This is a genomic window from Kitasatospora atroaurantiaca, from assembly GCF_007828955.1.
Classification (GTDB): Bacteria; Actinomycetota; Actinomycetes; order Streptomycetales; family Streptomycetaceae; genus Kitasatospora; species Kitasatospora atroaurantiaca.
In genome coordinates this window covers 7,279,890-7,297,012 of record NZ_VIVR01000001.1, presented here as the reverse complement: position 1 = coordinate 7,297,012, position 17,123 = coordinate 7,279,890, and the positions used below count along the sequence as shown (strand labels likewise).

Sequence of the window (17,123 nt, the reverse complement as noted above, 5' to 3'; positions counted from 1 at the left end):
GCTACCGGAACGCGGCCTGACCGGTGAGGGCCTGACCGATGACCAGGGTGTGCATCTCGGGCGTGCCCTCGTACGTCAGCACCGACTCCAGGTTGTTCATGTGCCGGATCACCGGGAACTCCAGCGAGATGCCGTTGGCGCCCAGGATCGTGCGCGCGGTGCGGCAGATCTCCAGGGCTTTGTTCACGTTGTTGAGCTTGCCGAGGCTCACCTGCTCCGGGCGGAGCCCCACGGTGTCCTTGCGGCGGCCCAGGTGCAGGGCCAGCAGGGTGCCGTTGGTCAACTCCACGGCCATGTCCGCGAGTTTGGCCTGGGTCAGCTGGAAGCCGCTGATCGGGCGGCCGAACTGCGTGCGGTCCCCGGCGTAGGCCAGCGCGGTCCGGAAGCAGCTGCGGGCGGCCCCCAGGGCGCCCCAGAGGATCCCGTAGCGGGCCTCGTTGAGGCAGGAGAGCGGGCCGCCGAGGCCGCGCACCTCCGGGAAGGCGGCCTCGGCGGGCAGCCGTACGCCGTCCAGGACCAACTCGCTGGTCACCGAGGCCCGCAGGGACATCTTGTGCTTGATGGTGACGGCGGAGAACCCGGGGGTGCCGGTCGGGACGACGAAGCCGCGTACGCCCTCCTCGGTCTGCGCCCAGACCACGGCGACGTCCGCCACCGAACCGTTGGTGATCCACATCTTGGTGCCGTCCAGCACCCAGTCGGAGCCGTCGTGCCGGGCCCGGGTACGCATGCCGCCCGGGTCGGAGCCGTGGTCGGGCTCGGTCAGGCCGAAGCAGCCGATCGCCTCGCCGGCCGCCATCCGGGGCAGCCACTCCCGCCTCTGCTCCTCGGTGCCGTGCCGCCGGATCGCGTACATCGCCAGTGACCCCTGCACGCTCACCAGGGAGCGGATGCCCGAGTCGGTGGCCTCCAGCTCGAGGCAGGCGAGGCCGTAGTCGACCGCGCTCATGCCCGCGCAGCCGTAGCCCTCCAGGTGCATGCCGAGCAGTCCGAGGCTGCCCAGCTCCTTGGCCAGCTCGCGGACCACGGGCAGCTCGCCGTCCTCGTACCACCGGGCGATGTACGGCTCGATCGAGACGTCGCAGACCTGGCGGACGGCGGCCCGTACCGCCTTCTCCTCCGGGCTCAGGAGGTCGTCGGTACCGGCCAGGTCGAGTGGGTCGGTCATGAGGAGGCCTTTCGGAGCGGGGGACATGCCGGGTCGGAGAGCCAGCCGCGGACGAGGGCGTCGTCGGCGCCGAGCGCGGGTGGCGGTGCGGGCGGCTGGACCAGGCCGGTGGAGTACGTCGCGGCGTGCCTGGGGGTGGGCGGGCCGCCGGTCGGCGGGGTGACGGTGGGGGCGAGCCCGAGGCTCTCGGCGAGGGCGAAGCCGTCCGCGACCGTGCCCACCATGCCCGCCGGGACGCCGGCCGCGGTGAGGCGCTCCTGCCAGACGGCGGAGTCGGCTTCCGCGAGCAGCTTCTCCAGGGCGGCGACCAGCTCCTCGCGGTGGCCCACCCGGGCCGCGTTGGTGGCGAAGCGCTCGTCCTCGGCCAGCAGCGGCGCCCCGAGGGTGGCCGCCAGACGGGCGAACTGGCCGTCGTTCCCGCAGGCCACCGCGAGCAGCCCGTCGCGACAGCGCAGGGTCTCGTACGGCGCGATCGAGGGGTGACGGTTGCCGAGGCGACCCGGCGGCCGGCCGGTCTCCAGGTAGCTCTGCGCCTGGTTGACCAGGGAGCCCAGCAGGCTGGAGAGCAGGTTGACCTCGACCCGGCAGCCGCGCCCCGTCCGCGCCCGCTCGGCCAGCGCGGCGAGCACGCCGATCGCGGCGTCCTTGCCGGTGAGGACGTCGACCAGGGCGACGCCGGCCTTGGTGGGCCCGCCGTCGGCGTCGCCGGTGATGCTCATCAGCCCGCCGAGCGCCTGGACGACGAAGTCGTAGCCCGGCCGGTCGGCACCGGCCCCGCTGCCGAACCCGGTGACGGAGCAGTAGACGATGCCCGGGTTTCCGGCGGCGACCTGGTCGTGGCCGAGGCCGAGGCGGTCGAGGGTGCCGGGCTTGAAGTTCTCCACCAGGACGTCGGCGCGACGGGCCAGTTCCCGCGCCATCGCGCGGTCCCCGTCGTCCGCGAGGTCGAGCGTGACGCTCAGCTTGGACCGGTTGACGCTCTCGAAGTACGTGGTGCCGGTGGCCGACCACGGCGGACCCCAGGCGCGGGTGTCGTCACCGGAGCCGGGCCGCTCCACCTTGACGACGGTCGCCCCGAGGTCCGCCAGGGTCATGGTGCAGAGCGGCCCGGCAAGCACCCGGCTGAAGTCGGCGACCAGTACGCCCGCCAGAGGCCCACCGCTCGCGACCGGTTCGAAGAGATCCATGGTCAGCCAACCTAGGGCCCGCAGGGCTGGAACTCTCTGGATGTTCCGACCCACAATCTGTGGTACCGGTGCAGAATGCACCGGATCCCGAAGGAGGGACCGATGCCCACCCTCGACGTCCTCGCCCGCGTGCTGGGCGCCGACCTGGCGCCCGTGACGCCTTCGAGCCCGCCACCGCGCGAGGTCACCGGGGTCCACGTCAGCGAGCTGACCGACCCCACGCCCTACCTGACCGGCGGCGAGCTGCTGCTCACCACCGGAATGGGCCTCACCGGCCAGACCGCCCAGGCGCGCGCGTACGTGGCCCGGGTGGCCGGCCACGGGATCGCCGGGCTGGGGATCGGCCTGGGCCCCGTCCACGACACCGTGCCCGACACGCTCGTCCAAGCCTGCGAGGCCGAAGGGCTGCCGCTGCTGGTGGTGCCCGCGCCGACACCGTTCCTGGTGGTCGCCCGCCGGTACTGGTCGCTGCTCGCCGCAGCCGGGCGCGCGGAACTCCACGCGGCGCTCGGCGCCCATCGCGAGCTGGTACGGGCAGCGGCCGGCCCCGATCCCGTCCCCGCCGTGGTCCGCACCCTGGCGAGCGCCGTCGAGGGGTGGGCCGCGCAGTTGAGCCCGGACGGCGAGGTCATGGAGGTCTGGCCGAGGAACCGCCGCGCCACCGCCCGCCAGGTCGTCGCGGAGGTGGCACGGCTGCGGGTGGCCGGGCCGCACGCCTCCGCGACCTTCCCGGTGGGCGGCGAGGACGTCGTCCTGCAGCCGCTGACCAGCCGTGGGCGGCTCAGCGGCTTCGTCGCCACCGGCAGCCCCCGGCCCATGAAGGGGCCCGACCGGCAACTGGTGCTGACCGCCTGCGCCCTGCTCGCGCTGCAGAGCGAGCAGCGCTGGCGCGGGGTCGCCGCCGCGCGGGCCTCGCGGGACTGCGTCGCCCGGCTGCTGATGACCGGGCACATCGACGCGGCCCGGTCACTGGCGGCGGACCTCGGCCTGCCCGCCGTCCCGCCGCGCCTACGGGTGCTCGCGGTCGCCGGGCCGGCCGTCGACGACGTACTCGACGTCCTCGAGCCCTCGCCCGCACCGGACCGACGGCTTCTGCCCGCCGTCGGGGAGACGGACGCGGTCTGGGCGCTGCTCCCGCCCGGGGACGCCGAGGCGGTCCTGAGGGTCATCGCCGAACGGTTCCCCGAGGCCGGGGCCCTGCTCGGCCCCGAAACCGGCCCGGCCGAACTGCACCGGCAGCTGCCGGCGCTGCGCCGCAGCCTGGCGGCCCTCCCGGCGGGCACCGCCCGCGACCTGGCCGACGTACCGGCGGCTCCCTCGCTGGAGCCGCTGCTCGCGTACCGGCGCTCCGACCTGGTGGCCACCGTGGCCGCCTACCTACGGCACCAGGGCCAGTGGGAACGGGCGGCCGCCGAGCTCGGCATCCACCGGAACACCCTGAGGCACCGGATAGCCACCGCGACCCGCCTGCTCGGCGCGGACCTCGACGACCCGGATGTGGCCGCCCACACCTGGCTGACCCTCAGATCGAACGGTCTGGCTTAAGGATTTGGGCAATCGGGTACCCAGGGGCGCGGGGAACTGCACGAAAACCGGAAGGGCACAGGTCGTCGCCTTCCGATCTCGCGCACGCAGTTCATCAAGCAGGGCCCCGCGCCCCTGTGGTCACCCCTCAGCGCCGGGAGCCGGTGCCTGCGCGGCCAGCACCTGGCCGGTGCGTGTCCCGCCGGTCGTATTCGCCGCGGCCGGCCACTCCGCCGCCGTCATGAAGAGGGTCCGGCCGTCCGGGCCGCCGAGCGCGCAGGAGAAACACCCGCGGTCGAGGGCGATCGTCTGCAGCACCTCCCCGCCCTCGCGCACCCGCACACAGCACTTGTTGGGGACATCCGCGTACCAGACCGCACCTTCGACATCGAGGCAGATGCCGTCGGGGGCAGCGCCCTCGAGCTCGGCCCACACCCGGCGGTTCGTCAGTCCGCCGTCAGCCTCGATGTCGAACGCCGTGAGCCGGCTCCGGTAGGACTCGGCCAGGATCAGCGTCGAGCCGTCCGGTGTCACCGCCATGCCGTTGGGGAACGCGACCTTCTCCGCCACCCGGCGTGCCGAACCCTCGGGGGCGACCAGGGCGAGGACTCCGTCGGCGGCCTCCTCACCGGCCATCATGTCGAAGCCGATGCAGTTGACGTAGGCGTTCCCCCGTCCGTCCACGACGACCTCGTTCCAGGGGCGGTCGCAGAGGCCCGCGAGGTCCGCGTGGGGCACCAGCGACCCGTCGGGCTCCCTGCGCAGCAGCCGCCGGTCACTGCCGGCCACGACGAGCAGGCGGCCGTCCGGCAGCCAGTCGATGCAGAACGGGAACGACGACACCCGGAGGACGACTTCACGGTGGCCGTCCAGGTCGAGGGCGATGACTTCGTGCGCTCCCCAGTCGCAGACCCACAGCCGGCCGTCGTGCCAGCGAGGCGACTCGCCGAGCACCAGACCGGTCATCAGGATGCGGGGTTCGGGCACGGGGAGCTCCTCGGTGGGCGGCGACGGCGGCGCTTCCCCCATTGGACGACACCGCCGGCCGAACTCACCTCCGAACACACCGGCCGCGCCGCTAGTGTGGTTCCACCGAGCTGGAGACAGAGGGACTCACCGATGGCCGACTCTCCGTCCGGCACCTTCGTGGAGCTCAACGGCGAGTCGATGTTCGTCGATCCGGGGGATCAGCGAGGACGGGCCCTGCTCGCCGCAGGCGGCGCGCTGCGGAAGTCCATAAGCCGGTTGGCCAGCTGATCGCGGTGGCCGTGGACCTCGGTGAACTCGCTCTCGTCGTCAGGTTCCCGCTTCATCCGATCCATCGGATCGACCTCTCGCGAGTGCGCCCGCCCCGCCCGATTCTCGTCGACACTCCGGGCGTCGGGCTCACGTTTCGCGGAATAACCGGTGGCGTGCCACCTCTCCTCGCGGGCAGGATGATCCGCATGTTCCAGTACGCCATCGCCGAATTCCCCGCAGCCGCGGGCGCGATGGCTGCTGCCCCGGCAGTCGCAGCCGCATTCGACGGCGCACGAAGCTGACCTTCTCCGGGACGTCCCGGGACCTCGGACGGGGAAGGTCGGCCCGTCGAAGAGGTCCCGTCGTCACGACTCCCAGGAAGATCATCACCATGGCCAAGCAGGCCTTCGTGCGGACCAAGCCGCACCTCAACATCGGCACCATGGGTCACGTCGACCACGGCAAGACCACCCTCACCGCCGCCATCACCAAGGTCCTCGCCGAGCGCGGCGGCGGCGCGTACGTTCCCTTCGACCGGATCGACCGCGCTCCGGAGGAGGCCGCCCGCGGGATCACCATCAACATCGCCCACGTCGAGTACGAGACGGCGACCCGCCACTACGCCCACGTGGACATGCCCGGCCACGCCGACTTCGTGAAGAACATGATCACGGGCGCCGCCCAGCTGGACGGCGCGATCCTGGTCGTCTCCGCGCAGGACGGTGTGATGCCGCAGACCGCCGAGCACGTCCTGCTGGCCCGTCAGGTCGGCGTCGAGCACGTCGTCGTCGCGCTCAACAAGGCCGACGCCGGCGACCCCGAGCTGCTCGAGCTGGTCGAGCTGGAGGTCCGCGACCTGCTGACCACGCACGGCTACGACGGCGCGGCGCTGCCCGTCGTCCGGGTGTCCGGGCTGCGGGCGTTGGAGGGCGACCCGCAGTGGTCGGCGGCGCTGCTGGAGCTGCTGGACGCGGTGGACGCCTATGTCCCCACGCCCGTGCGGTACACCGACGCGCCGTTCCTGCTGCCGGTCGAGAACGTGCTCACCATCACCGGGCGCGGCACGGTGGTGACCGGCGCGGTCGAGCGCGGGCGCGTGCAGATGGGCGACCGGGTGGAGGTCCTCGGCTACGGCGCGGACGTGGTGTCCGTCGTCACGGGTGTCGAGACCTTCGGCCGGACGATGGAGTCCGCGGAAGCGGGCGACAACGTCGCGCTGCTGCTGCGCGGTGTGCAGCGCGGGCAGGTCCGCCGCGGGCAGGTCGTCGCCGCGGTCGGCAGCACCTCGGTGCGTACGCGCTTCACCGCGCGGCTGCACCTGCTGTCGACGGCGGAGGGCGGCCGCCGCACGCCGATCACCAGCGGCTACCGTCCGCAGTTCTACCTGCGGACGGGCGACGTGGTCGGTGACGTCGAGCTGCCCGAGGGCAGCGGGCCGGTGCTGCCGGGCGAGACCGTCGACGTGACGGTGACGCTCGGTCAGCCCGTCCCGATCGAGCCCGGCCTCGGCTTCGCCGTCCGCGAGGGCGGCCGGACCGTGGCGGCCGGCACGGTGGAGACCGTCGGCGAATGACCGTTGGAAGGGCCGGAGGCACTCGCCTCCGGCCCTTCCGGCCTGCCGGTCGGGGCTGCAGCAGCGGCCCGTCAGGCCTGCAGCGACTGCGCGGCGGTGGCCGGAGTGTCATGGATCGCGAAGACCTTGGTCAGTCCGCAGCAGCGAAGGAATTCCAGGACCGGCGACTCCGCCAGCGCGACCCCCATGGCCCCGCCCGCGTTCCTGAGCCGCTTGAGCCCGCCGACCAGCACGCCCAGGCCCACGCTGTCCAACCGGCTCACGCCGACCAGGTCTGCGACGAGCAGCCGTTGACCCTGGTCGACCAGGGTGACGAACTCTCCACGAAGCTCCGGCGCGGAGTGGGTGTCGAGCCAGCCGCCCAGGGTGAGGACGGTCACCTGGCCCGACCCCGCGTCGCGGTCGATCGTCAATCCCGGGCATCCCTCCTGCCCGTGCTGTGGCGCTGCCGCTGCCAGTTTCGCCTGCAGGCCCCGCGTCGCGTCCATCGTGCCGTCCGTCGCTCCCGCCACCGCCGCCCAGCGCCGGATCCTGCCGATCTCGGCACCGAGCACGGACCACAGCTCCAGTTCCTCCGCGGCCTGCGGGACGGAGCTGAACACGGGGAACACCTTGCTGAGTCCGGTGATGCGCAAGTCCTTCCGGATGTGGCGGGAGGGGCTCACCAGGGCCACGTCGCCCTCGCGGGCCCGGCAACGCTTCAGCACCCCGACGAGGACGCCGAAGCCGGTACTGTCGAGGAACTCGACTCCCTTGAGATCGAAGATCAGCCGGCTCCCTCCCCGGTCGAGGATCTCGACCGCCGCGGCGCGGAGGATCGGGCTGAGGTAGACGTCGAGGTCCCCCACCACCGTCACGACTGTGGTCATGTCGGATATGTGCTCATAGCTGATGGTGAGGCTCGCGGTCGACGAGTAGATCAGTTCCACGGACTGTCCGTTCGCTGGCTGCGGGTGTGAAGATTCTACGCTGGGCGCCGGGCCGCCCGGCCCCCGGCCGTCATCGGCAGAGAGCGGCTCCAGTCGGCGAGTTGACGCACCATCCGCAGGGCCCGGTCGCTTCCGCCCGGAAGGAACGGCAGCACCGCCACCGCCGGCAGGCAGGCCACGACGACGAGGAGGAACGGCGGCATCAGCAGCGCCACAATGGCGACGGAGCGGAGGGTGTCGCACACCCGACCGGTCAGCGGTACGGGAAGGAGGGGCATCGTGGCCTCCGGAGCTGTGGTGGCGGACGACTGAACCGCCGCCCGGTCGTTCCACCATGGGGCCGCCCGAAGAGCCGTCGACGGACGGCGACGAGTAGCGACGGAAGGCGTCGGCACCACGACCGGCGCGCAGCGAGCACGGGGGGACGAGCGATGAGTGGCGACGAGAAGCGCAGCGGTCCGCGCAAGGCGCGGCCCGTCCCACAGGCACAGGTGCCGCCCGGGCCGCTGCGCACGTTCAAGAAGTACCTCTACCGCCTGTATCTGGACGCCGGGGCACCCGCCCTGGAGGTCATCGCCCACTTGGTGGCAGAGGCTGAGGAACTGCCCGGCGCCCCGGGGAAGGACACGATCTCGCGCCTGTTGAGCACCGAGCGCCTGCCGAGCCAGGAGGACGCGGTATCCGTCGCCGCGGTCCTCGCCGAGCGCGCGGGGAAGCCCGCGGCCGAAGCCATGGCCTCGGCACGGGAGTTGTGGACCGAGGCGTGCGACGCGCCGCCGTCCCCCGTACGCACGGTCCGCCAGTGGGACCCGTTGCGCCTGGGGGTGCACCGGGCCGTTTCCACCGACGGCGCGGACCCGGGGCTGCTCAATGAGTACGTCGTCCGCCGGCACGACCGGATCCTGCGGGACCGCCTGCGGTCGGCCGACTCGGAACGAGGCTCGGATTTCGCGCTGCTGGTGGGCAGTTCCTCCACCGGCAAGACCAGGGCCGCCTTCGAAGCCGTCCTGGACGTCCTGCCCGACTGGCACCTGGTGTCCCCCTCCGGGGGCGCACCGGAGCTGCTCGCCCTCGTGGCCGACGAGAGCCTCGGACCTCGAACGGTGGTCTGGCTCGACCACGCCCAGCGGTTCCTCGCCGGCGAGCAGGGCGAGGAGGTCGCCTCTGCACTGACCGCACTGCTCGAACGGGTCACCCCGCTCGTGGTGTTGGGCACACTGCGGACGGACCACCTGCAACGCCTGACGGCCCGCCCGAACGCCGAGGAGGCGGAGAGCGACCGTTTCCACGTCCGGGCGCTGCTGGCCGCGAACAACGCGGAGATCGACGTACCGGCCACCATGGCGGGGCATCTTCCGGAGTTGGTGGAGAAGGCCGCCCGCGATCCGCGTCTGGCCGACGCCCTACGGGCCTCCGCAGCGGACGGGCGAGTCCTGCAACATCTGACCGGCGGGCCGGAGTTGGTCCGGCGCTACGAGTGCGGCCCGGGCAGGTTCTTCACCGTGATCGAGTACGCGCTGCTCACCGCCGCCGTGGACGCCCGCCGGCTCGGCCACGCCGGTGCCCTGCCGGGGAAGCTGCTCGCCGAGGCGGTCGTGGGCTACCTGCCCACCTCCGCGCGCGTGACCGACGACGGCTGGTTCGCCACCGCCGCCGGCTCGCTCTGCCACCACCTCGACGAACACGGTCGGGGCGAACTCGCCGCCCTCATCGCCGAGCGGGTCGCACCGGGATTCGGCGAGGCGGACGGCTACCGTCCGGACGACTACCTCGACCAGCACCTGCGGCGAAAGCGTGCCCACCTCGCGCCGCCGCGCTCGCTCTGGGAGGCCGCCGCACGTCACGCGCACACGCCCGCCGACCTGTACGCGTTGGGCAGGGCGGCGCAGGACCGCCGCCGCCTGGGGCACGCCGTTCAGCTGTACCGGCGGGCCATGGAGCTGGGGGGCGGACCGGCAAGGGCCGCCCTGGCCGCCCTGCTGGAGGAGACCGGGGAGAGCGCAGCGGCGGAGCGCGCGGTGGCGGGCAGTGCGCGCGCCTGGATCCTGCTCGCCGCCGCCAGGGAGGCGACGCACGATGACTCCGGTGCGGAGCGGGCCTACCGCGAGGCGGCGAACGCAGGGGAACCGCTGGCCTGGGTGGCGCTGGCGCGGAAGCGTGAGCAGACGGGAGATCAGCGCGGAGCGGAGGAGCTCGCCTCCCGGGCGCTGCTCGCGGGCAGCTCACAGGCCTGGCTGGCGCTGGCGCGACTGCGTGAGTCCTCCGCCGACCACGAAGGTGCGATGCGGGCCTTCAAGGAGGCCGCTTGGGCCGGCGAGCTCTGGGCCTGGACAGGACTCGCACGACTGCACGAGCGTAGCGGGGACCGCAGCGCCGCAGAACTCGCCTACCTGGAGGCTGCTTCGGTCGGTGCCTCGGCGTGGACGGACCTGGTCCGGCTGCGTTGGACGGGCGGGGACACCGAGGGCGCCGAGGCCGCCGCGGAGCACGCCGCCGAGGCGGGGGACGGCGAAGGCTGGAGCCTCCTGGCACGCATGCGGGAGATCGCCGGTGACGGGGCCGGGGCGGAGACCGCCTACCTCCGGGCGGCCCGGGTGGGGGTGACGGCCGCATGGGTTCGGACGGCCGGGCTCCGCGAGGCGGCCGGGGACCCGATCGGCGGCAACGCGGCGGCCGAACAAGCCGCCAGACGCGGAGACCCGGGCGCCTGGGCCCTGCTCGCCCGACTCAGACAGCAGACAGGAGATCCCTCGGCGGCCGACGTCGCCGCGGCGCAGGCAGCCCGCGCCGGCGATGCCGAGACCTGGACCGTGCTGGCCCGGATGCGGCAGTTGGCGGGTGACACGCCGGGTGCGGAGCGCGCGGCGACGGAGGCGGCCGAGAACGGCGACCCCCAGGCATGGGCGGTCCTCGCACGGACGCGGGAACGGGCCGGCGACACGCAGGGCGCGGAGCTGGCGGCCGCGCGGGCCGTCGACGTCGGCGGTATCGGTGCGTGGACGGCGCTCGGGCGGGTGCGCGAGCAACTCAAGGACGTGGACGGCGCGGAGCGGGCGTACCGGCGGGCCACGGAGCTCGGCGACGCGGACGCGTGGGGTGCCCTCGGCGGCCTCTACGAGGAGGACTGCTACCGGGCGGGAGCGGAACGCGCCTACCGCGTCGCCGTGGACGCGGGCGACGTCACGGCCTGGGAGGGCCTGGTGCGCGTCCTGCGCAACGGCGACCAGGAGCACGCGAGGTACGGGCTGGAGGCCGACGGAATTCCGGCCGGCCCGTTGGCCCGCTGACCGGGTGCTCGGGATGGCCGCCGGGGTGGTTGATGCTCGCCCGGCGGGGCGGGCCTGGTTGTTACTCGAAGTCGTCGAATGCGTCGCGCAGGTGCGATTCCTCATGGTTGTACGTCGCGCCGTCTTTCCAGAACAGAAGGGTCAAGTGATTCAGCGGGTACACGAAGTCTTCGTCCTGGAAGTGCAGTTGGGTCAGGTACGGCGTGTCGAGCTCGTCGTCCGCTCCCGGGGCGAACATCCGGATCGAGGCCGATGGTCCCCGACGCGTACACCTCGGCGAACAGGGACGGAAGGGGTTCGCCGGCGAATGCGAACGGCTCGTACTTCCACACCACCCCGGTGGCTCGGCACGCCACTTCCCCCAAGTACCAGACGGCGCCCTGGATGAACGCTCCGCGCCGCTGCTCGTCGATGTCCTCCTCGCCGGTGAGGGTCTGCCGCAGGAGGTCTTCGAGCACGTCCAGGGAGGCGGGGCTGAAGTCCCAGCGCTCGGGGGTTCCGGTGGCCTGGGCCCAGTTCTCGAAGCCGGAGGATCGCTCGGACAGCCACATCAGCAGCTCCGGGTGACGCTGGGGGTCCGGGGCGTCGTCTGTACGGTCGGTCATGAGGGTCACCGTAGCGAAGCGGAGGGACAGTGCGGCGAACTGACCGGTGTCGTGAATGAGTTGGGGCTGGCTCAGCCATGGCCGGAATGCCGGCGCAGTCGGACCGGCCACTTGAGCACCGGAGCCTTTTCGGCGGCAGGTGGGGTGTTGTCGGCGGTTGCGGCTGCCCAGAGTGCGATCGTGATGAAGACCATCTGCTCGGGGACCCTGAACCAGAGGGGCGTGGCAGGCTCGCCGTTGAGCGGCACGTCGTCGATGGCGGCGTAGATGTTGGCCGGGAGCATCAGCACGAAGAGCGCGGCAAGGCCGATCCCGGCCGTCGAACGAGTCGCGGCCACGACGAGTCCCAGGGCGCCGAGGAGTTCCAGCACGCCGGTCGCGTAGACCATCGCATGAGGAAACGGCACGAACGGCGGGACCATCGCCACCAGGCCGGCGTGACTGGGCATCACCGTGACGCTCGCGGGGGCGAAGTGCGCGGAGCCCGTGGCCACGAGCATGGCCGCCAGTCCGTGTGCGGCGCCGGCTCGCCAGGTGGCGAACCTCCCGATTCCGAGCGCGCCGAGCAGCCGAAATCCCAGCCAGGGGACCGCGAGAAGCATGAGGGTTCCGAACATGACCATCCTCCAGAGGTGGTGAAAGCGTTAACGCGTACGCGGACACACGCCGAACGAGGCGTACGTGCGCTCCAGCCCGTCGAGGTCGCGGGTCACGACCTGCTGCTTCTGCACGCGCTCCAGCTCGACGGACGGGCCCCGTTCAGCAAGATCGCTGACGTTCTCGGCGTCTCCGACCGTACGGTGGCTCGGCGCTTCGGGCGGCTCAGTGCCACGGGTACGGCCCGCGTGGCCGGTGTGGCCAACAGCCACCGAACCGGCCACGCGCAATGGCTGGTGCGCCTGCGCGTCAATCCTTCCGGCACCGCCGTTCTCGCCCGCGCGCTGGCTCGGCGCCCCGACACCGCCTGGGTGACCGCGGTGTCGAGCGGCACCGAGATCGTCTGTGTCTTCCATGTCGCCGACGGAGGCTCGGCGCCCCTGGCGGCACTGGCCCGTCATCCACAGATCCTCCAGGTGGACGCGCAACGGCTGCTGCGCCACCTGATGGACCGCCGTTGGCTCGGCCGGACCTCGGCGCTGACGGCCGAGCAGATCGCCGCACTGCGTTCACCGGACCTGCACGATGCCGCGCCGGTCCGCCTGACCGACCTCGACCGCCGCCTGCTCCCCGCCCTCGCGGCCGACGGCCGCGCCGCCTACCCGGACCTCGCCCGGAAGTTCGGCTGGTCCGAGTCCGCCGTCCGGCGCCGCCTGGAGGAACTGCGCCGTTCCTGCGTGCTCCAACTCGATGTCGAGGTCGATCCGGCACTGTTCGGCTTCTCCGTCCAGTGCCTGGTCTGGCTGACCGTCAGCCCCCGTCAGCTCGCCGCCGTCGCCCGCACCCTGGCTGCGGACCCCGAAGCGGCGTTCGTCGGCGCGACGACGGGCGCGCACAACCTGATCGTCATCGCCGTCTGCCGAGACGTGGACGCCCTGCACACCTACGTCACCGACCGCATCGGCTCCCTGAGCGGCGTCGATCGAATGGAAACGGCCCTGGTCGCCTCCTACGTCAAACGCGCCGCCCCAACTGCCTGACCGACATAGGGTGGTTCAGGCTGTTCAGGGTCTCCTGGAAGCTGCGGATCAGTGCGGCGAGGCCGGTTTCGAAGGCCTGCGCGCGGAAGTCGGGCGGAGCGTTCAGCAGTGGTTCGAGTCCGGGCGGAATCGCCTCGGCCGGCAGGACCGCGTGGCGCGGGCGTTCGAGGTGAAGGGCCGAGCCGATCAGGAGGTACTCGATGGACTGCACGATGGGCAGTAGGTGCTCCTCCGGCCAGCCGGCGGTGCGGAGTACGGCGAACGCGTTGGCGTAGCCCTGCAGGGCTGCGATGGACCGGGTCGGCCGGGCGGCCAGCAGCGGCACCGTGTTCGGGTGGGCGGCGAGGGCGGCGCGGTACGAGCGGGCCCAGGTGTCCAGGGCGGCCGTCCATGGCTGGACGGCCGGGTTGAGCTCCATCTCGGCGACGATCAGGTCGCAGATTCCGTCGATGATCTCGCCGCGTCCGGAGACGTAGTTGTAGAGCGACGGGCCCTTGACGCCCAGGCGGGCCGCGATCCGGGTGGTCGAGAGAGCGGCGGCGCCCTCCTCGTCGACCAGTGCGAGGGCGGCGTGCATGATCCTTTCCCGGGTCAGCAGTGGCCGTGACGGCCTGCCCATCTGTTCGTCCTCTCGCCTGCCGATTGTTACCCCCCGGTACTGGGCTGCAGATGCTGACCAGTGTACGTTCTGGCCCAGGCAAAACTACTGGCTCTAGTTTTAGGGGGGTGCCCGGTGGATTGCGCCTCCCGTGCGGTCTCCAGCGACTCGCCGAAGCCACCCGGGTTCTTCTGGTGGGGGCCTTGCCGACCTGACGTCTGGCATGGGCCTGACAGTCCGCCGATCGGCGCGCCGACGGCTTCCTCGCCTGCCGCCCTCAGCGCGGGCACCTGCGCAGATGGGGGCCGGCTGCTCAAGATCCGCCGCAAGCCCGAGTATCACACCACCGACCAATTAGCTGACCATCCATCAGATGAAAGGCCGACTTCCAGATATGAGCATCAAGGCAAAGCTTGCCGCCACCGCGGCCCTGACGGCCGTGATCACCGCCGGCCTCGCCACCCCCGCGGTCGCGGCCCCGGCGCACCCGATCGCCGTCGCCCCCGCCGTCGCGGCGAGCAGCAGCACGGTCACCGAGGCGCAGTGGCTGGCCGACGTGAGCTCCGCGATCGCGCCGGCCCGCGCGTACGTCGAGCAGCGCACGGCCGAACCCACTGGCGAGAATCTCGCGATCGTGTTCGACATCGACAACACCACCCTCGCGACGCACTTCCACCCGTTCGCGATGTCGGGCATCGCGCCGGTCGTGCAGCTGGCGCAGTACGCCGAGTCGCGCGGGGTCTCGCTGATCTTCGTCACCGCGCGGCCGGACTTCATAGACCTGGCCACTCGGATCAGCCTGGGCAGGGCCGGCTACACCGTGGACGGACTGCACGGGCGTGACCTGGACGATCTCTTCGAGCCGGTCCAGCAGTTCAAGACGGATCAGCGGATCAAGGTGGAGAATCAGGGCTACACGATCATCGCCAACATCGGCAACAACTGGACCGACCTCAACGGCGGCCACGCCGAGCGGACCTTCAAGCTGCCGGACTACAACGGCCTGCTCTCCTGACCTGCCGACCGGGGCGAGCTTCCCCGCCCCGGGGCCCGGCACACCGGCCGGACCCCGGGGCGGGGTCGGGCAGAGCCCGAGCGTCGGAGCCGGGTTGGGGGCACGATCAGGCCGAGGCCCGACAGGTTCTGGTTCGTCGTCATGCCTGCTCGGAAGCGGCAGCCTGCAGCCCCGGCGGGCGACTCCCCTACACCCGCATGCCCTGGACGTGTCGGGGCTCGATCACCAGCCCGTAGATCACGAGGACCGACATGCCCATGGTGGCCAGCGACCAGAAGGGGAGCGTCGAGAGGAACATCAGCTGGCCCACCAGGCAGAGCGACGCCAGCACGATGCCGGTGATCCGTGCCCCCCTGACCCCCAGGAACACGCCGAGGCTGGCCAGGATCTGTGCGATCCCGGTGACGACCCAGATCCAGCCCCAGGCGGTGTAGTTGAAAATGAGCAGACGGTTGCCGTGATTGGCGGTCGTCTCGTAGTAACCGTGGTTCAGGATCGCGACGAACCCGTTGATGATGTCGAACAGTCCGCTCAGCATCAGGATGATCCCGGCGAAGGCCACCCAGTGGGAACGCTCGAGCGGCGGCACGTTGGCATCGGAAGTCGAGGGCTCTGGCTGCATGAATCCATCAGAACCAGTCGGGTGAGGACGCGCACAGGCTGGTGAGCCGTCAGTGTTCAAGCGTCGGCGCGGTCAACAATGGGGCATGGCATCAAGCCCGGGCCCGAATGAGGGATGCCGCCGCCTGCGTCATCATCAGCAGCTTGGCCCACCGTGGTGACAACCCGGAGCCAGACCTTCTGCCGTGGGCGCCCTGGTGATCGCCCGCGCCATCAACATCCTGCAGTAAAGGAAGCGCGTGGCACGCGTCGTCACTGCCGGGCACCCGCAACGGCTTTCCGGACCGCTCCGCGTGGTACGGCAAGGACGTGACCCTACCGGCCGGCGGGCGACCGGAGATCGGGTGCCGCACCGAGCATACGGAGCACGAGGTCGGCGTACTGCCGCCCCAGGACCGACGGCGAGGTGCGGCTGCGGTCGTCGTACCAGCGCGCGACGTCGATGCCGAGCGACAGCACGGCACGGACGGCGGCCCTGACGTCCCCGACCTGGAAGACGCCGGCCTCGATCCCCTCGCTGACCAGGCCCTGCACGAGTTGCTCGATCCGGCGCCGGATCTTGACAACGACGCGGTACTCCTCCTCGGGCAGGGACTGCAACTCGTACGCCACGACCCGCGCCACGGCGTGCCGGCGGGCGTGCCATGCGGTGAACTCCTCGACCAGGCCGCGCATCCGCTCGACCGGGTCACCGTTCCCGGCGACCGCCCCTTCGACCAGCGCGAGGGTCTGCTCGTGCCCGCTCCGGCCGATCTCGAACAGCAGGGCGACCTTGGACGGGAAGTACACGTACAGCGCCCCCGAGCTCATTCCGGCAGCGGCCGCGATGTCCCGCGTGGTGGTCGCGTGATACCCACGTCGGGCAAAGCACTCCAGACCCGCGTGCATGAGGCGCCGTGCGGTCTCCGGTTGGACGTCCGGCCACAGGTCGTCCGGCAGTGAGGAAGTCATGGCACAGATCCTGCCTCACCCCTACGTAGCCCGCGGACGTACCGCCGTGGTCGGCGGCAGGCGACCGGCTGAAGGCGGAAGTCGGGGGCACTACACCCGCGGCGGGACGGCGGTGGCCGCCAGGTCCGGGATCAGGGCCGCGAGCTGCTGCCGCGTACGGGACGGGTCGGTGTGGAGCACGGTCTGCAGGCCCAGGGCGGCGGCCGCCGCCTCGTTGGGCTCGGCGTCGTCGATGAACACCGCGTCCCCCGCCTCCACTCCGGCCTTGTCCAGGGCGAGACGGTAGATGCGCGGATCCGGCTTGCGCAGCCCGACCTCGCCCGAGATGACGACAGCGTCGAAGAGTTCGGCGAGGAGCGCGCGCGGATAGGTGTTGCCCCAGCTGTTGGACAGCAGCACCGTGCGCAGACCGAGCGCGCGCACGTCCCGCACCAGGGCGAGCATGCGCGGCTCCGGGTCCATCCCGGCGAACAGGCGGGCGAGCAGCCCGTTGGCAGCCACCGGGGAACCGTCGTACGTGACCAGCTCGGCGGCCATCAGGCCTTCGAACTCGGCGACCGCCATCGCGCCCGTCTCCAGCCGGTGGACGGGCGTACCGTCCGCTGCCGAGCGGGACATCCACGCCTTGAGCGTGCGCGAGAACGACTCGGGGCGGATGCCGTCCCGGTGAAGCCAGGCGTCGATGCTGTCGTGTACGGGGGTGGTCAGCACGCCTCCGTAGTCGAACAGCACGGCTTCGGCCTTGGGCAGGTCTGTCATGCGGGGCCTCTCTCCTCATGCTGCCGGCTT

18 protein-coding genes and 1 pseudogene are annotated in these 17,123 nt (G+C 71.9%); 7 read left to right on the top strand and 12 right to left on the bottom strand.

The genetic code is table 11. From position 1 onward, the window contains the following. Window position 1 precedes the first annotated feature (1 nt). Together FB465_RS32675 and FB465_RS32670 are read right to left on the bottom strand one after the other, a co-directional pair. On the bottom strand, window positions 2-1,168 hold the full coding sequence (locus FB465_RS32675) for an acyl-CoA dehydrogenase family protein (RefSeq protein ID WP_145796408.1): 1,167 nt from the start codon (window positions 1,166-1,168) through the stop codon (window positions 2-4). After that, a complete protein-coding gene (locus tag FB465_RS32670; RefSeq protein ID WP_145796406.1) occupies window positions 1,165-2,355 on the bottom strand; it encodes a CaiB/BaiF CoA transferase family protein in 1,191 nt (396 codons plus the stop codon). The genes FB465_RS32675 and FB465_RS32670 overlap by 4 nt, the downstream gene beginning before the upstream one ends. Before the next feature lie 102 nt (window positions 2,356-2,457). Between FB465_RS32670 and FB465_RS32665 the strand changes: the two genes are divergently transcribed. Continuing rightward, a complete protein-coding gene (locus FB465_RS32665) occupies window positions 2,458-3,900 on the top strand; it encodes a PucR family transcriptional regulator (RefSeq protein ID WP_170290739.1) in 1,443 nt (480 codons plus the stop codon). Window positions 3,901-4,020: 120 nt separating this feature from the next. On the opposite strand, the gene FB465_RS32660 is transcribed toward FB465_RS32665, so the two are convergent. Then, window positions 4,021-4,866, bottom strand: a complete 846-nt coding sequence (locus FB465_RS32660; RefSeq protein WP_246193018.1) for an SMP-30/gluconolactonase/LRE family protein — start codon at window positions 4,864-4,866, stop codon at window positions 4,021-4,023. Between the two features lie 132 nt (window positions 4,867-4,998). Here FB465_RS32660 and FB465_RS36080 point away from each other — a divergent pair, with 132 nt between their 5' ends. From FB465_RS36080 to tuf, 3 genes are all read left to right on the top strand, one after another. After that, window positions 4,999-5,136, top strand: coding sequence for a hypothetical protein (locus FB465_RS36080; protein ID WP_170290738.1), 138 nt, complete (start codon window positions 4,999-5,001; stop codon window positions 5,134-5,136). A gap of 5 nt (window positions 5,137-5,141) precedes the next feature. After that, entirely contained in the window at window positions 5,142-5,420 is a 279-nt protein-coding gene (locus FB465_RS36075; RefSeq protein WP_170290737.1) for a hypothetical protein, read from the top strand. Between the two features lie 89 nt (window positions 5,421-5,509). Beyond that, window positions 5,510-6,691 (top strand): elongation factor Tu, encoded by a 1,182-nt coding sequence (tuf, locus tag FB465_RS32655; protein ID WP_145796401.1) that lies wholly within the window; start codon window positions 5,510-5,512, stop codon window positions 6,689-6,691. Between the two features lie 71 nt (window positions 6,692-6,762). Here the strand turns inward: tuf and FB465_RS37260 are convergent, their stop codons facing one another. From FB465_RS37260 to FB465_RS37250, 3 genes and pseudogenes are all read right to left on the bottom strand, one after another. Continuing rightward, window positions 6,763-7,179, bottom strand: a complete 417-nt coding sequence (locus FB465_RS37260; protein ID WP_246193375.1) for an STAS domain-containing protein — start codon at window positions 7,177-7,179, stop codon at window positions 6,763-6,765. A 90-nt stretch (window positions 7,180-7,269) separates the two neighbouring features. Then, window positions 7,270-7,611, bottom strand: a pseudogene (locus FB465_RS37255) (STAS domain-containing protein); the annotation flags it as partial. A gap of 44 nt (window positions 7,612-7,655) precedes the next feature. Beyond that, the gene (locus FB465_RS37250) at window positions 7,656-7,898 is read right to left on the bottom strand and encodes a dTMP kinase (protein WP_246193016.1); all 243 of its coding nucleotides are present in this window, start codon (window positions 7,896-7,898) and stop codon (window positions 7,656-7,658) included. 153 nt (window positions 7,899-8,051) lie between these two features. Between FB465_RS37250 and FB465_RS32645 the strand changes: the two genes are divergently transcribed. After that, the gene (locus FB465_RS32645; protein WP_145796398.1) at window positions 8,052-10,907 is read left to right on the top strand and encodes a hypothetical protein; all 2,856 of its coding nucleotides are present in this window, start codon (window positions 8,052-8,054) and stop codon (window positions 10,905-10,907) included. 101 nt (window positions 10,908-11,008) lie between these two features. Here FB465_RS32645 and FB465_RS32640 read toward each other — a convergent pair whose 3' ends face one another. After that, entirely contained in the window at window positions 11,009-11,521 is a 513-nt protein-coding gene (locus FB465_RS32640; RefSeq protein WP_170290736.1) for a hypothetical protein, read from the bottom strand. 62 nt (window positions 11,522-11,583) lie between these two features. After that, window positions 11,584-12,129, bottom strand: a complete 546-nt coding sequence (locus FB465_RS32635) for a DoxX family protein (protein ID WP_246193014.1) — start codon at window positions 12,127-12,129, stop codon at window positions 11,584-11,586. Between the two features lie 15 nt (window positions 12,130-12,144). Between FB465_RS32635 and FB465_RS32630 the strand changes: the two genes are divergently transcribed. Continuing rightward, window positions 12,145-13,149 (top strand): Lrp/AsnC family transcriptional regulator, encoded by a 1,005-nt coding sequence (locus FB465_RS32630; RefSeq protein WP_246193012.1) that lies wholly within the window; start codon window positions 12,145-12,147, stop codon window positions 13,147-13,149. On the opposite strand, the gene FB465_RS32625 is transcribed toward FB465_RS32630, so the two are convergent. After that, on the bottom strand, window positions 13,124-13,726 hold the full coding sequence (locus FB465_RS32625) for a TetR/AcrR family transcriptional regulator C-terminal domain-containing protein (protein ID WP_246193010.1): 603 nt from the start codon (window positions 13,724-13,726) through the stop codon (window positions 13,124-13,126). The genes FB465_RS32630 and FB465_RS32625 overlap by 26 nt on opposite strands. A 415-nt stretch (window positions 13,727-14,141) precedes the next feature. On the opposite strand from FB465_RS32625, the gene FB465_RS32620 reads away from it, so the two are divergent. Continuing rightward, complete coding sequence (locus FB465_RS32620) at window positions 14,142-14,762, top strand: HAD family acid phosphatase (RefSeq protein WP_145796392.1); 621 nt, start codon at window positions 14,142-14,144, stop codon at window positions 14,760-14,762. Window positions 14,763-14,949: 187 nt separating this feature from the next. Here the strand turns inward: FB465_RS32620 and FB465_RS32615 are convergent, their stop codons facing one another. From FB465_RS32615 to FB465_RS32605, 3 genes are all read right to left on the bottom strand, one after another. After that, complete coding sequence (locus FB465_RS32615; protein WP_145796390.1) at window positions 14,950-15,384, bottom strand: DUF7144 family membrane protein; 435 nt, start codon at window positions 15,382-15,384, stop codon at window positions 14,950-14,952. 314 nt (window positions 15,385-15,698) lie between these two features. Continuing rightward, complete coding sequence (locus FB465_RS32610) at window positions 15,699-16,334, bottom strand: TetR/AcrR family transcriptional regulator (protein ID WP_145796389.1); 636 nt, start codon at window positions 16,332-16,334, stop codon at window positions 15,699-15,701. A 90-nt stretch (window positions 16,335-16,424) separates the two neighbouring features. Continuing rightward, window positions 16,425-17,093, bottom strand: coding sequence for an HAD family hydrolase (locus FB465_RS32605; protein ID WP_145796387.1), 669 nt, complete (start codon window positions 17,091-17,093; stop codon window positions 16,425-16,427). Window positions 17,094-17,123: the final 30 nt, after the last annotated feature.